This window comes from Sphingobium sp. TomTYG74 (genome assembly GCF_055393875.1).
Window position 1 is genome coordinate 1,046,982 of record NZ_AP027341.1, and the last position, 13,584, is coordinate 1,060,565.

Here is a 13,584-nt window from a genome sequence, read left to right on the forward strand (position 1 = left end):
GCCTCCTTCAGCACCGCTTTGTCGTGCGTCAGCAAAGTAGCAGCAACATCCGCTATCTAAATGCTGCGTCGATGACTGGACAGCAAAGTCCGGCATCGAGCAGGAGATTGACATGATTTCGACCTTCGTAGCGATGGCAGCAGTTGCCGCCACGCACAGCGTGCAGATCGACCATGGCGGAACGCCGGTGCAAGCCAATTATTCGGCTCGCGTAGAGTTCACGACCAACACGGTCGGCGCGAAAACCCCCAACCGCATGGATATGCAACGGTGCCAGTGGACCGCGACGGTCATCGTGGACCGCGCACTCAATCATAGTCCGGCGCTGGCGCGCACGGTTTCCCACGACAAGCGTTTTTCCGGCAGCGAGCATGGGGCATGTACCCCCGGCCGCAAATCGGGTGAACGCAATATGGCACAGCATGACGCGGCGATCCGCGAACATCTGGTAGCGGTGGCCGAGAAGGATCGCGCGCCGTTGATGGCCGAGCTGGATGCGGTTCGCAATCTTGCCTCAAACTGACGCGCCTTTGATGGTGGCGGCCGCAATCATGCTGGCCGCCACCTCTTCCCCCGCCTTGGCGCAATATGCTGACCGGTTTTCGGCAACCGCCGAGGTGGCAAGCGATGAACGCAGGCGGGGATTGAGCTGGAGCGATGGCGATCCGGTCGTGCGGGGAACAATCGCCATGCAGGCGACGGAGGGATTGAGCTTCGATGCCGCAGTAACGTCCTTGTGGGACAGCAGCCGTCACCGTGGAGCCGATGCCGTGGTGGACCTTGGCACATCTTATGCCCGGCAAATGGGCGCCTGGCGGCTTTCTGCGAAGGGGGTTTATCACCTTTTTCCAGGCGCGTCGGGACAGGGATATGGCGAGGTTGGAGCTGGTGCGGGCTTTCTGATCGGCCCGGCAAATATCGACATCAACGCCAGCTATGCGCCCCGGCAAGGTTCGATTGGTGGAGATAATCTTTACCTCTCGGCTTCGGCATCAGCGGGTATTCCCGGCACGCCGTTCACCGTTTCGGCGCACGTCGGTCGTTCGAGCGGCCGGACCCGAGATGTGGGCGATGCAGCCCGCCTGCGGCCGGATGGCACATATTGGGACCATGGGATCAGCATCGACTATTTGCAGCGACAATGGTTTGCGGGCGTCCGTTATGCGAACAGCAGCATCGATGATCGGGCACGTCACTCAGGAGCAACCTTGATCGGTCGGGCTGGAATCGCCTTTTAGGTTGCCTCAGCCCTTCAGCGCCATCGCGGCCAGCTCAGCGGAGGATATCCCGGCCGATCGCAGAAAGCCCTGATAATAATCACAACCCTCGCGTGCGAGCAGGTCCAGTTGCTGCTGCGTTTCTACACCTTCGGCGATGACACTCATCCCAAGGGATTTGGCCATGTGAATGACGCCCCGGACCACGATCCGGTCGCGGGCCGTGCCCGCGATGTCCTGGGCCAGGCCACTGTCGATCTTGAGATAGTCGAGCGGGAGGCTCTTTAGGTAGGCAAGGCTGGAATAGCCGGTGCCGAAATCATCGACCGCCACCGCCAGACCCTCCGCACGAAGAGCAGTGAGGAGCGCGGTGGCCCCAGCAATATTTTCGATAAGGCCGCTTTCGGTGATCTCAACCGTCAGGCGCGAACGGGGAAAGCCGCTCTCGTCAACAAGGGCAAGGAACTGTGACATGAAGCCCGGCTGCGCGATATCGGCAGCGGTCACGTTGATCGACAGACGAAGATGCGAGAGGGTCCGGGGCCAAGCCGCCGCCTGACGCAAGGCTTCGGCCTGAATGTGGGCCGAAAGCGGAAGCATATAGTCGGATCGTTCGGCTGTCGCGAAAAGCATGCCTGCGCCGAGGGGGCCATATTGAGGATGGTTCCAGCGGGCGAGCGCCTCCACCCCCGTCATGTGATCGCCCCCTACCGGATACTGCGGCTGGAAGACGATGCCGATTTCTCCCCTGTGCAGCGCAAGGCGCAGGTCGGTTTCCAATTGGTCGGCATCGACCTGACGGCTGCGCTTTTCGGCGGAAAAGATGCGGATACCCTCACCGCCCCCTGCCCGCGCGTCCGCCAGAGCGGTTCCCGCCCGCCGGAGCAGCCGGGTTGCATCATCGTCTGCTCGCGACTGAGCGATGCCGCAGCGGGCCGTCAGGCGGATTAGGTGATCGCCCGCGCTGAAGGGGCGGCCGATGACACCGATCAACTGGCGCGCGAGGAAGGTTGCCCGGTCGCTCGCGGCCGCCTCGCCCGTGAGTCCGACGAGAAATTCGGTCCCGGCGATGCGGGCCACGATCGCGCCGGGCGCGGCGTCTGCCGCCATTCGCTCGATCCTCCTCGCAATCCGGCCGAGCAGGGCGTCGCCGACCACCTGACCATAGGCGGCGTTCATGCGGTCGAACTGGCTGATGGAGAGCAGGAGGATGGTCGTCGCAAGGCCGGAACGCTTTTCCAACCACTCCAGCGCCGCCTGCCGCGAACGAAGGCCGGTCAGGTCGTCCCGGCCGGTCGCGTCGTCCCCATGCGTGTCGGACAACCACTCGACATCGGCAGCCACGACGCCATCGATCAGGCGGAGATGATGAACGAGCCGGTCGCCCGGTCTCCCCGGCGCCGCATGAGCAAAGGATTCTGGCCGACCCGATCGCATCATGCCGCGCAAGCCCGCAATGACAGAACGCCGTTCTGCGCGCGGTAGGCAGCGAGCAAACTGCGCAGGGCTGATCGTCTGCCGATCCAGGTTGAGGTGCCGGGCAAGATTGTCACTGAGACGCAGGGATCGCCCTCCCCGCTCCAATTCCCAGAATAGCGCGTCGCCACGGCGAATACGTTGGGCGCGCTGGCTGGGCATCGTACCCCCACCCAGGCGGTCCACGAGACGCTGCGCCGAAGCGAGCGTCGCCCGCAGTTGATCAGATGAAAATGGAGCGACGAGAAAATGAGTCGCCCCCGCTTCCAGCAGCCCCGTGACAGACTCCAGCGCCTGCGCGTCGATCAGGGCGATGAGCGCTCCACCGCCCGCCTCTACGGCCGGGGAAAAGACATCGACAAGGCCGCTGGCTCCGTCCGCCGCATCGCGCATGTCGACAAGGGCGATCTGCGCATCGCTATGCAGGAACCGTTGCGCCGCATCCTTCGTGCGCCGGGCAGCGATGGCACGCCAGCCAGCCAGACCAGCCGCGCGCGACAAGCCATCTCTGTCACCGGGCGACAGAATGAAAAGGCTGCGCTGTCCATGCAGTGCGGATTCACCGCTCACATCAAAACTCCCGGGGTACAGCGCATGGCGGGCATATAGCAGACAGGCGTTAGCGACCCGTTCACGCTCCTGCAACCGGCAGTGCTTGCACCGGACTTTGCCATGGCCTAGCTAGTCGAGCATGAACAAGCCCGATCTTGGACGCACGGCCATGACCGATGCGTTGGGCCGCCGGATCAGCTATTTGCGGATTTCGGTCACGGATCGGTGCGACCTGCGGTGCCGCTATTGCATGGCTGAGCGCATGACCTTCCTGCCCAAGGATCAGGTCCTGACGCTGGAGGAGATCGCGCTGCTCGCCGACCTCTTCATCGGCCGGGGCGTTCGCAAGATCCGGCTGACTGGTGGCGAACCGTTGGTCAGGCGGGATATTGTCGATTTGGTACGGCGCATTGGACGCCATTTGGGCGAGGGTCTCGACGAACTGACGTTGACCACCAACGGCACGCGACTGGCCCAGCATGCCGAGGCGCTTTTTGACGCGGGCGTACGGCGGATCAATGTCAGCCTCGACAGCCGGGACCCCGAACGGTTCGCCCATGTCACGCGCAATGGGGACATCCGGCCGGTGCTTGAGGGGCTGGCGGCGGCGAAGGCGGCGGGTCTAGCGATCAAGATCAACATGGTGGCGCTGAAGGGCGTCAATGATGATGAAATCCTGCCGATGCTCCAGTGGTGCGATGAGCAGGGATTTGACCTGACATTGATCGAGACGATGCCGCTGGGCGAGACTGGCGAGGATCGCACTGATCATTATCTGCCGATGACGGAAGTAGTGGAGCAACTGCGGCAGCAGCATGAGCTGCGGCCTATCGAGCATCGCACGGGCGGGCCTTCACGCTATCATGCGGTCGAAGGAATGCGTGTGAAATTGGGGCTTATCACACCCCTGACCAACAATTTCTGTGCAGATTGCAACCGTATGCGCATGACCTGCGAAGGGAAGATATTCATGTGCCTGGGACATGAGGATCATGTCGACCTTAAGACCGCCTTCCGTGAAGGTGGCATCGGGGCGGTCGAGCCGCTGATCGATCGTGCGCTGCGTTTGAAGCCCGCCAAGCATGATTTTCGCATCGGCGGCGATGCGCCTGCCGCGGCCGTTAGCCGCCATATGAGCGTGACCGGCGGATGACCGAAGAGCCGCGCCGCGCTCTGCTCGCGTCCCCCACCCAAGCCGCCAAGGCCGCGGAGGAACGGCTTCGCGCCGCCTATGAGTTCGTTCCTGTGGAGCAGGCGAACATGATCATCGCGCTGGGTGGCGACGGGTTCATGCTGCAAACGCTGCACTCCATGCTGGAGAACCGCCGGATCATGCCTGTGTTCGGAATGAACCTTGGCACCGTCGGCTTCCTGATGAACGAGTGGCGGCTGGAACGCCTAGAGCAGCGGATCGAGGCGGCCAAGCCTTTCAAGGTCAATCCGCTGCGCATGACGGTGGATACCGTCGATGGCGAACGCTTTTCGATTCCCGCCATCAACGAAGTGTCGCTGCTGCGCGAGACGCGCCAGACCGCGAAGCTGGAAGTCCATGTGAACGGCCGAACGGCGCTTACTGAACTGGTATGCGACGGCGTGCTGGTCGCAACGCCTGCTGGCTCGACGGCCTACAATCTGTCCGCTCATGGCCCTATCCTGCCGCTGGGTTCGGGCCTGGTCGCGTTAACGCCGATCAGCCCCTTTCGTCCCCGCCGCTGGCGTGGGGCGATCCTGCCTGAAAACACGGCGATCCGTTTCACCGTGCTTGATCCGGTGAAGCGCCCCGTCAGCGCGGTGGCGGACCAACGCGAAGTTCGTGACGTCGCCGAGGTCGAGGTGCAGATCGATCGAGGGACGCCGCTCACCCTCCTTTTCGACCCGGAACATACGTTGGATGACCGGATCGCAGCGGAACAATTCATCGCCTGAAAAAATTCGCAATTCTGTCCTTGCCATCCGAAGAATCTCGCTGCTATAGGCGCGGCCTGCCCAGCGAGAGCCGGGCTGCTCCCCGATAGCTCAGCGGTAGAGCATTCGACTGTTAATCGAATGGCCGTAGGTTCGAATCCTACTCGGGGAGCCACTTTCGCCCACTTGGGCGGCTCCAGAAATTTGCGGAATATAGCGGAATTCGTCCGAGCGGGCGGACAGGGCGCGCTCATATTCGCTTCCCGGAATATCGCTGCGTTGCTTCTTACGTTGAGGCTGTAGAGATGAACTGCTCGCCGCCGAAGCGACGCCCTTCACCGTCTCGAGAGAGCATAAACACGACAAACCCCATCCCCATGAGGGGATGAGGTCATCGATCTGAAAAACTTTAGGTTAGCGCGAAGCGAACTGGCGTGGTTTGGATGCCAGCGCCCACCGCTGCGACGCGGCGCCGGGGGCCTTTTCCCGAACGAAGCATTGGCCACGGCGAGCACGGATTGCGTGGCATAGCGCCATTGCTTCCGCGCGATCGTCAAAACCGCTGACGGCAAGGCGGGCATAGCTGACGCCGTTCACGGTAATTTGGCTGGTGAGGACCGGCAACGCGGCTATCGCGCTGTTCCGGCGAGCGATATCGTACCATTTCTCCTTGGCGATCGCAGCGTTTGAATAGGCGCCAAGTTGAACGACCCACGGGCTGTTCCCATTGCCATCGAAACGAAGCGCTGGGCGAGCCGCGAGCGGAGCGCGAGCGACGGCCTGCTGACGGAGCCCTGCGGCCTTTGCGGGAGCATGGGGGATTTTCATGGGCATCGCCGGAGCGACATAAGGCGTAAAGGCGACTGCCTGCTGGACTGGTTCCTGCTGCGTCGCTTCGGGGACAACCTCTTCCGCACCAGAAGCGGCAGGTGCTTCGGGCACGTTTGCCGCTGCCATCTGGACCGGCGCGGCCTCGGTCGCGAGGGCGAGCGCGACGGGTTGGCCCGCGTCGCTGCCATCAACCGCTATGCCCATCAGACCGGCAATGCGCTGCTGCGCGAAATCGGGAGCAGCGGTTTGTGCCCATTGCGCGATGCGCTGGTTGGCGGCGAGCGGTTCAAGGTCGAGGCCCGCCATCACGCGCGCGTCCTTCCAACGTCCCGCCAGCGCATAGGCATAGGCGAGATTTTGGCGCGTGCGAGCAGTGGCCGAGGGATCATGGATGGCTTCGGACAGGATGCGGACACCCTCTGCCGCGTCGCCAGCCATTGCCATGGCGAGTCCATAGTCGCTCGCGGGAACGACGTCTGAATTGGTCGCGAGCAACTCGCGGGCCGCGTCATTTTTGCCTAGCGCCACCTTCACCAAGGCGAGGCTGACGATGGTGCGGGGATCGCGATTGCCAAGAGTCATTGCGTCGCTGAGCGCGGTTTCGGCGGAGATGAGACGGCCACTCGCAATATAGGCGCGACCCAGCAACTGCCGATAATTGGCGTCTTGCGGAGCAGCTTGGACCGCCGCCTCAGCCGCCGCGACTGCGCGAACGCCATCCCGGCTAAGCAGAGCCTTATCGATCGCTGCTGTCGCACGGCTGGGATCCTCCTTGGCCGCTGCGATGGCAGACGGACGGAATGCCGCGCCGGTGCAGCCGACCATCGTGGTCCCGACAATCAGCGACGAAAGTGCCGCCTTGGAAAGAGCGCTGCGCTTCATGGCTTGATCCTTCTTACTCTGCTTCGTCGCGCGGCAGTTGCTGCGCGAGCCGGTCGATTTCCGGCAGGCTGGCGAGGAAAATATCGAGTGCTTCGGTCACCATCTGTTGGGCAGAACGGCCCGCGACGGCGCTCGCAAGGCGAAGCTTCAGATGCCGATCCGCGTCCAGCCGCAGCGTGAAGGCGGCCTTGCGGCCTTTGGTTCCGGAACGGATGGCGGGAGCGATCGTCTTGACCGCTTCTTCCATGCGCTCGGCCAATTCTTCTCGCTCTACAACGACGGAAGGGATGGGCGCGGCTACCGGCGGCAGCGTCATCGGAGTAAGCCCGATAACGGCGCGAGGCTCGGCAGGCACGGGCTCAGGCTCGTTCACGTCGAAGCCCATGTCGTTCCAGCCCAGATCATCCTGCAGCAGCGCCGCCGTTGCCTGATGGCCAAAGCCCATTATGGGGCGGCGCATGGCGGGCTGAGCAGCGCCCTTGCGGGCGAGAAGTCCGGAGGTCAGCGAAGCGAGTGGCTTGGGTTCGGCCATGATGTCTTCCCTCCCTTTACTGACCTACGACGCGGCGGCCGAAGCCACCTGTCGCCGGACGAACCGCACCGCTGGTGCCCGCCGTGCCGTTGGGCACCGAGAAGACCGTGCGACGGAAATTCTTTTCCAGACGGTCGGAGACATAGGTCCACAATTGGGTGACCTCGCCCGCCGAACGGCCGTTGGGATCAACCTCCATCACCGTGCGGCCGTCGATCATCGATGCGGCGAAATCGGTGCGGTGATGCAGTGTTACCGGCGCAACTGTGCCATGCTGGGAAAGCGCTACCGCAGCTTCCGATGTGATCCGCGCCTTGGGCGTGGCGGCGTTGACCACGAAGATCAGCGGCTTGCCCGCCCGTTCGCACAGGTCCACCGTCGCACCAACGGCGCGCAGGTCATGAGGGCTGGGGCGGGTGGGCACCACGATCAGTTCGGCCACGGATATGACGCTTTGAATGGCCATGGTGATCGCCGGGGGTGTATCGATCACGGCAAGTTTGAAGCCCTGCTGACGGAGGATTTCAAGATCGGCCGCAAGACGCGCAACCGTCGTCTGGGCGAAGGCGGGAAATTCAGCCTCACGTTCATTCCACCAGTCGGCGAGGGACCCCTGAGGATCGATGTCGATCAGGACCACGGGGCCAGCGCCTGCCCTTTGCGCCTGAACGGCCAAGTGACCAGACAAGGTGGTCTTCCCCGATCCGCCTTTTTGCGATGCCAATGCGAGTATGCGCACGCGCGTTTCCCCCAGAAAATCCAATTGCCTATTGGACTGCCACGGCGGCACCTAAAAATTGGTTAACTTCGGCGCATCCTACGAAAGGAAGCATGGTATCAAGAATGCGCCTTCTAATGCTAAGCGAGCGTTAACCTTGTTCGCTCATAGGCTGGGGCTACGCTGTTCTTTCAGGAGCACATGCACATGAAGTACATCTGGGGCATCTTGGCCGCCGCAACGATGATGAGTCTGGCGCCGCCTGCCCTTGCCGATGTCAAAGCCGGGGTCGATGCCTGGCAGCAGGGTGATTATGAAAAAGCCGTCAGTGTCTGGCGGCCGCTTGCGCAGGCAGGCGATCCTGATGCGCAATTCAACATGGGTCAGGCGAACAAGCTTGGACGCGGTGTCAAAGCCGACATGGCCGTCGCACTTGATTGGTATCGAAAGGCCGCCGCGCAAGGCCATGTTCGCGCCGAGGACAATCTTGGGCTGCTGATGTTTCAGCAGGGCGAGCGGGCGAGCGCCCTCCCCTATCTTCAGCGATCGGCGGCCCGCGGCGAACCGCGCGCTCAATATATCGTCGGCACCGCCCTTTTTAACGGAGATCTGGCGGCCAAGAACTGGCCCCGCGCCTATGCCCTGATGAGCCGCGCGTCGGCTGCGGGACTGGCGCAGGCGACGGCCAGTCTGAAGCAGATGGATAAATATATCCCTGATGATCAACGTCAGCAGGGGCTCGCGCTGGCGCGGGAGATGGGCCAGAACGAGGTAGCGGCGCTGGCGGAAGCCAATGACCACCTGTCCACCATGCCTATTCTGCGCGAAGAAACGCCGTCAATGGCGAGCGCCGATCTGCGACCTGCGCGCACTCCGGAAAAGCCTGCGCCCGCCAAGCCATTACCGAAGCCGAAATCTGATGCGCCCAAGGCCGCCGTGGCCGCCGCGCAAACGCCGAAGCCAGTCGTTGAAAAGGCGAAGGCCAGCAAGACGCCAGAGCCCAAGGTAGCTGCCAGCGGACCCTGGCGCGTACAGCTAGGGGCATTTAGCGAAGAAGCCCGCGCGCGCGCGCTTTGGACCAGTCTGCGCGGCAAAGTGGCTGGCCTGTCGGCCTATCAGCTTTTTCTGGTGAAGGGCGGCGCCATGACCAGGTTGCAGGCTGGGCCGTTGGCGAACAGCGCGGAAGCGTCACGGCTTTGCAGTGCCATCAAAGCTGCTGGTGCCGATTGCATGCCCCGGAAAATGTGACGAGGCGTAATACTGGCTCTTGGAAGTCGGGGATCGGCGCGCGATAACGGCCATATCCGATATGGAGCGCGCCATGGCCGTCGATAGCGAGCAGGGAAATGTAGAAGCGTTGGTCAGGGCCACGCTGGGCGATAGTGCTGCGGAGCAAGTGCTTGCTGCGCTTTCGATCGCACCGGCTTTGCTCGTGGAGACTGGCCCCTATGTCTCTCGGGCAGCACTTGCCATGGCCTTGAACGTCATTTTGTTTCACGGCCTACTGCAACGGGTTCCGAGCGGCGCTGCTTATGTGGCTGACAGGCTGGCCAGCGGTGGCAAGGTGGTGTTCGATCATGGGGCGTTGAGGACGATCCGCCTGCCCCAAGGCCCCACGGGAGCTTTGCCCGCCGGAGAGGACGCCTTCACCCGTATCCTAAAGCCACTGGGCTACACGCTGGCTGGCGTTTATCCTCTGGACCGGTTGAAAATGACAGGGCGCGCCTATGCCCATTCCGATGCGCCTCAGGACATTCCTCAATTCTTCGTTTCGGAACTGCATGTCGATCGGTTTGATGCCGAGTTTGGCGTAGTCGCGGCGCGCGTTTTTGACACCTCGCGCGATCCCCTCGATGCCGAAACGCTGGCAATATTGCGCGCCTATGAAGCTGGACAGCTTGTCCCATTCGAGCATGCGCGGACGGCCTTGCCGGTCTTGGTGTCTGCCTTCGATCGGCAGCATGATCCTGCCACGTTGGAGGACTATGAACTGTTGCTATCGCGGTCGCCTGAAGCCGCGTGGATCGCGACGGAGGGCAACGCCTTCAACCATGCCACCGACCGGGTGGCCGATGTCGCGGCCTTGGCCCAGCGACTGAAAGCTGAAGGATGGCCGATCAAGGATGAGGTCGAAATCTCCCGCAATGGCCGCGTGAAGCAGACCGCCCTTCGAGCAGACCCGGTCGAACGGCTATTTGCCGGAAACAAGGTGAGGCAAGTACCCGGCTCTTTCTACGAATTCATCAGTCGGGACGTCGATCCCGCAAGCGGGTTGCTGGACCTGTCATTCGACGCGGGGAACGCGACCGGAATTTTCGCGATGACGAGCGCCAATGGCTGAGTTCCTTTAACGGCTTGATCATGGGAGCGGCATAAGGCAACGGCTTTCCCGATCATTCGCGGAGGCTCCCTTTGAACAATCCGATTATCCCATCATGGGTGCTGACGCTTGTCTGCTCCGACCGTGTGGGAATCGTTGCAGCGGTTAGCCAGTTCCTGGCGGAACGCGGATGCTTCATCACCGACAGCCAGCAATATGCCGACAGGGAAGCGGAGCGCTTTTTCATGCGGGTGGCCTTTGAGGCAACTGATGACCGGATCGCGGATACCGAGCAACTGCAAGGCGAGTTCGATCCTGTAGGCGCGCGCTTCGGCATGGACTGGCGTATCACCGCCGCACAGGAAAAGCCGCGGATGCTGCTCGCCGTTTCCAAGGGCTCGCACTGCCTGGCCGATCTTTTGCACCGATGGCAGACAGGGACGTTGGCCATCGACATCATGGGGGTCGTGTCGAACCATCCCGACATGCGCCGGATTACCGAATGGCATGGCATCCCCTATCATGAGCTTCCGCCGAATGGGGACAAGGCAACGCAGGAAGCCGCTTTGCTGGACGTTTTCAGCCGATCCCGATCGGATTATCTGATCCTCGCACGCTACATGCAGGTGTTGTCCGAAAAGCTTGTCGAACAGCTGGAAGGACGTTGCGTCAATATCCATCACAGCTTCCTTCCCGGATTCAAGGGTGCGCGCCCCTATCACCGGGCGCATGAGCGCGGCGTCAAACTGATCGGCGCGACGGCGCATTTCGTGACCGCCGACCTCGATGAAGGGCCGATCATCGAACAAGCGGTAGAGCGCGTCGACCATCGTGCCACGGCCGAAGACATGATCCGCATCGGCCGCGACATCGAGGCGCAGGTTCTGGCGCGGGCAGTCGGCTGGATCGCTGACCGCCGGGTGCTCCTGAACGGTGGCAAGACCGTCGTTTTCCGCTGATCAGATGCCGAGTTTCGCCCAAAAATCTTCGGGCGCGATCACGGCATCAGCAGTGGCACCAGGCTTCCGAGACCAGGATGAGTGCGGAATGTAAATGTCGCGCCGCGTGTCGCGAGGGCATTTGCGGCGTGCAAGAATGGGTCGAGGGCTCATCGTCTTCTCCTTATGCGGAGGAACACGAAACCTTGCGTGGTCGCATGGGGGCCGTGCGCTTTAGCCGTTGTTGACGCGGAGCAAGCTGTCATCCTTCAAAAGCCGCGGAGCCTTAAGCTCGAGCCTTTTCTACTGTGCCGCTTTCGAAAGGAAACATAGCTTTGCTTTAATGGCAGCGACTTACGCTTGCCGACGTTGCCGAGGCCCGGTCAAAATAGAATGTCGTAAATAAACCAGCCCACAATGAGGAAGCTGGTGACGACACATATCCGATCGCCATAGACATCAATTCGCGACATCGCCGACATCCTTCCGCACGCGGCGATCTTTGTCGCCTGCGTGGACAGGATAACGCATCAAACCAGGAAAAGGAACAAAAAGTGGCGCGCCGGTCAGGCCGTGACCAAACCGCGATGACGCAGGAAGGACTCCGTCGCCTCAGCGGGACCCCGATAGGCCTCCTGAAATTCGGCGCTCCAATATTTAAGGTCGTCAAGATCGATACGTGCGCCCGAAACCGCACAAAGGACGAACTGGCCCGGGCGCACTATGTCAAAATGTGGCGTGTGATATTCCAGCACCGCCAATCCCTGAATCTCCGCCATCAGTCGCCCGTCAAAATACGGTCTACGAGCTGCTTCACCGTCGGCACGAAACCGTTGGAATAGAAAGGATCCTGCTTGAACTTGTAAGCACCGTGTCCGGCAAACAGAAGGTTCTTGTCCAGGTCCCCGCCATGCACCGCCTCTTGCAAGGATTTCTGGATGCAGAAGCTCCTGGGATCGGCGAGACGGCCGGTGGAGTTCGTCTCACTGTCCATCCAGCTTGAGAATGCGCACTGGCTGAGACAGCCCATGCAGTCGGTCTGATCCTTGCGGATCTCCGCCCTCTCCTCTTCGGTGACGAATACCAGCGTGTTGTCGGGTGTCTTGAGAGCGGAAGTCAGTCCCTGCCCCACCCACTCGCGCGCCCGCAACAGATCGCCGCGCGTTACCCAGAAATTCTTGCCCTTCACGCCTGCATCAAGCTGGTGCGTGTGATCGCCCGCCTGTTCCGTGCTGAACGGGATTTGACGTTCCGACCGCGCCTCGAGCTGACGCAGGAAGGGATTACGGATCGCCGAGCTATAGAAGCCGGTCGGCGAGAAGCGATGAAGCAGCACATCGCCCGGTTCCAGCTGGGTCAGGCGTTCCTTCCACAGCTGAGGAATAGGGCTTTCCTGCGTCAGCAGCGGACGCGTGCCGAACTGAAACGCAATGGTGCCCAGTTCCGGATTGTCGATCCAGTCGTTCCAATCCTTAAGGTGCCAGACCCCGCCCGCCATGACGATGGGCACTTCGTCGGATATGCCGCCTTCGCGCATTGTTTCCCGGAGCGCCTTGACGCGCGGATAGGGGTCCTGAGGCGCCCGTGGGTCTTCGGCATTTGAAAGGCCATTATGACCGCCCGCCAGCCACGGATCCTCATACACCACGGCCGCCAGCCACTCGGAAGCCTTTGAATAGGCGCGCTTCCACAGGGCGCGAAAAGCACGGCCGGAACTGACGATCGGGAGGTAGCTCACGCCGTAAGAAGCTGCGATTTCGCTGAGCTTATAGGGCATGCCAGCGCCGCAAGTGACGCCTGCCACCATGCCTCTGGTCTTTTCCAGAACGCCGTGCAGAACCCGCTGCGCGCCGCCCATTTCCCAAAGGATGTTGATGTTGATCGCGCCTTTGCCGCCAGCGATTTCGAAAGCGCGCTTCACCTGTTCGACCGCGCCGTCGATAGCATAGGCGACCAATTCTTCATGACGATCGCGACGGGTACGACCGTGGTAGATCTGGGGAATGACATTGCCCATGCTGTCATAGCTGTCGGCATTGACGGCCGACACGGTGCCGATGCCGCCCGCAGCGGCCCATGCACCGGAACTGGCGTGATTGGAGACGGCCACGCCCTTCCCGCCCTCGACCAGCGGCCATACTTCACGACCACCATAGATGATGGGCTTCAAACCCTTGAACAACCTAATCTCCCGCGCAACAGCTGCTGGGTCA

The 13,584-nt window shown here is 61.9% G+C and carries 13 protein-coding genes and 1 tRNA gene; 8 read left to right on the plus strand and 6 right to left on the minus strand.

The genetic code is table 11. The features are described from left to right. The first annotated feature begins 112 nt into the window (after window positions 1-112). On the plus strand, window positions 113-523 hold the full coding sequence (locus ACZ5TB_RS05340; RefSeq protein ID WP_464792278.1) for a hypothetical protein: 411 nt from the start codon (window positions 113-115) through the stop codon (window positions 521-523). A gap of 10 nt (window positions 524-533) precedes the next feature. Then, the gene (locus ACZ5TB_RS05345) at window positions 534-1,238 is read left to right on the plus strand and encodes a TorF family putative porin (RefSeq protein ID WP_464792279.1); all 705 of its coding nucleotides are present in this window, start codon (window positions 534-536) and stop codon (window positions 1,236-1,238) included. A 6-nt stretch (window positions 1,239-1,244) separates the two neighbouring features. Here the strand turns inward: ACZ5TB_RS05345 and ACZ5TB_RS05350 are convergent, their stop codons facing one another. Then, window positions 1,245-3,263, minus strand: coding sequence for a putative bifunctional diguanylate cyclase/phosphodiesterase (locus ACZ5TB_RS05350; RefSeq protein ID WP_464792280.1), 2,019 nt, complete (start codon window positions 3,261-3,263; stop codon window positions 1,245-1,247). 121 nt (window positions 3,264-3,384) lie between these two features. Here ACZ5TB_RS05350 and moaA point away from each other — a divergent pair, with 121 nt between their 5' ends. From moaA to ACZ5TB_RS05365, 3 genes are all read left to right on the plus strand, one after another. After that, complete coding sequence (moaA, locus tag ACZ5TB_RS05355; protein ID WP_464792281.1) at window positions 3,385-4,398, plus strand: GTP 3',8-cyclase MoaA; 1,014 nt, start codon at window positions 3,385-3,387, stop codon at window positions 4,396-4,398. Beyond that, window positions 4,395-5,171: an NAD kinase gene (locus ACZ5TB_RS05360; protein WP_464792282.1), complete on the plus strand. Its 777-nt coding sequence runs from the start codon at window positions 4,395-4,397 to the stop codon at window positions 5,169-5,171. The genes moaA and ACZ5TB_RS05360 overlap by 4 nt, the downstream gene beginning before the upstream one ends. Before the next feature lie 79 nt (window positions 5,172-5,250). Then, window positions 5,251-5,325: transfer RNA gene (locus tag ACZ5TB_RS05365), tRNA-Asn, on the plus strand. Between the two features lie 239 nt (window positions 5,326-5,564). Here ACZ5TB_RS05365 and ACZ5TB_RS05370 read toward each other — a convergent pair. The 3 genes from ACZ5TB_RS05370 to ACZ5TB_RS05380 are packed head-to-tail and all read right to left on the minus strand — an operon-like array spanning window position 5,565 to window position 8,134. After that, window positions 5,565-6,863, minus strand: coding sequence for an SPOR domain-containing protein (locus ACZ5TB_RS05370; protein ID WP_464779678.1), 1,299 nt, complete (start codon window positions 6,861-6,863; stop codon window positions 5,565-5,567). Between the two features lie 13 nt (window positions 6,864-6,876). Continuing rightward, the gene (locus ACZ5TB_RS05375) at window positions 6,877-7,395 is read right to left on the minus strand and encodes a hypothetical protein (protein WP_464792283.1); all 519 of its coding nucleotides are present in this window, start codon (window positions 7,393-7,395) and stop codon (window positions 6,877-6,879) included. A 16-nt stretch (window positions 7,396-7,411) separates the two neighbouring features. Next, window positions 7,412-8,134 carry an AAA family ATPase gene (locus tag ACZ5TB_RS05380; protein WP_449472118.1) on the minus strand — a complete coding sequence of 241 codons (723 nt, stop codon included), beginning with the start codon at window positions 8,132-8,134 and terminating at the stop codon, window positions 7,412-7,414. Window positions 8,135-8,314: 180 nt separating this feature from the next. Here ACZ5TB_RS05380 and ACZ5TB_RS05385 point away from each other — a divergent pair, with 180 nt between their 5' ends. From ACZ5TB_RS05385 to purU, 3 genes are all read left to right on the plus strand, one after another. Next, window positions 8,315-9,361: an SPOR domain-containing protein gene (locus ACZ5TB_RS05385; protein WP_464779680.1), complete on the plus strand. Its 1,047-nt coding sequence runs from the start codon at window positions 8,315-8,317 to the stop codon at window positions 9,359-9,361. A gap of 73 nt (window positions 9,362-9,434) precedes the next feature. Beyond that, window positions 9,435-10,454, plus strand: coding sequence for a 2-oxoadipate dioxygenase/decarboxylase family protein (locus ACZ5TB_RS05390; RefSeq protein WP_464779681.1), 1,020 nt, complete (start codon window positions 9,435-9,437; stop codon window positions 10,452-10,454). Between the two features lie 71 nt (window positions 10,455-10,525). Next, window positions 10,526-11,392 carry a formyltetrahydrofolate deformylase gene (purU, locus tag ACZ5TB_RS05395; RefSeq protein ID WP_464779682.1) on the plus strand — a complete coding sequence of 289 codons (867 nt, stop codon included), beginning with the start codon at window positions 10,526-10,528 and terminating at the stop codon, window positions 11,390-11,392. A gap of 545 nt (window positions 11,393-11,937) precedes the next feature. Here purU and ACZ5TB_RS05400 read toward each other — a convergent pair. Together ACZ5TB_RS05400 and ACZ5TB_RS05405 are read right to left on the minus strand one after the other, a co-directional pair. Beyond that, entirely contained in the window at window positions 11,938-12,150 is a 213-nt protein-coding gene (locus tag ACZ5TB_RS05400) for a DUF2093 domain-containing protein (RefSeq protein WP_464779683.1), read from the minus strand. After that, the gene (locus ACZ5TB_RS05405) at window positions 12,150-13,553 is read right to left on the minus strand and encodes an NAD(P)H-dependent flavin oxidoreductase (RefSeq protein WP_464792284.1); all 1,404 of its coding nucleotides are present in this window, start codon (window positions 13,551-13,553) and stop codon (window positions 12,150-12,152) included. The genes ACZ5TB_RS05400 and ACZ5TB_RS05405 overlap by 1 nt, the downstream gene beginning before the upstream one ends. Between the last annotated feature and the right edge of the window lie 31 nt (window positions 13,554-13,584).

What these genes read in the sequence shown, in the direction of transcription:
- ACZ5TB_RS05340 (WP_464792278.1), top strand. Translation starts at nt 113, where the DNA reads ATGATTTCGACCTTCGTAGCGATGGCAGCAGTTGCCGCCACGCACAGC.
- ACZ5TB_RS05345 (WP_464792279.1), top strand. Translation starts at nt 534, where the DNA reads ATGGTGGCGGCCGCAATCATGCTGGCCGCCACCTCTTCCCCCGCCTTG.
- moaA (WP_464792281.1), top strand. Translation starts at nt 3,385, where the DNA reads ATGAACAAGCCCGATCTTGGACGCACGGCCATGACCGATGCGTTGGGC.
- ACZ5TB_RS05360 (WP_464792282.1), top strand. Translation starts at nt 4,395, where the DNA reads ATGACCGAAGAGCCGCGCCGCGCTCTGCTCGCGTCCCCCACCCAAGCC.
- ACZ5TB_RS05370 (WP_464779678.1), bottom strand. Translation starts at nt 6,863, where the DNA reads ATGAAGCGCAGCGCTCTTTCCAAGGCGGCACTTTCGTCGCTGATTGTC.
- ACZ5TB_RS05375 (WP_464792283.1), bottom strand. Translation starts at nt 7,395, where the DNA reads ATGGCCGAACCCAAGCCACTCGCTTCGCTGACCTCCGGACTTCTCGCC.
- ACZ5TB_RS05385 (WP_464779680.1), top strand. Translation starts at nt 8,315, where the DNA reads ATGCACATGAAGTACATCTGGGGCATCTTGGCCGCCGCAACGATGATG.
- ACZ5TB_RS05390 (WP_464779681.1), top strand. Translation starts at nt 9,435, where the DNA reads ATGGCCGTCGATAGCGAGCAGGGAAATGTAGAAGCGTTGGTCAGGGCC.
- ACZ5TB_RS05400 (WP_464779683.1), bottom strand. Translation starts at nt 12,150, where the DNA reads ATGGCGGAGATTCAGGGATTGGCGGTGCTGGAATATCACACGCCACAT.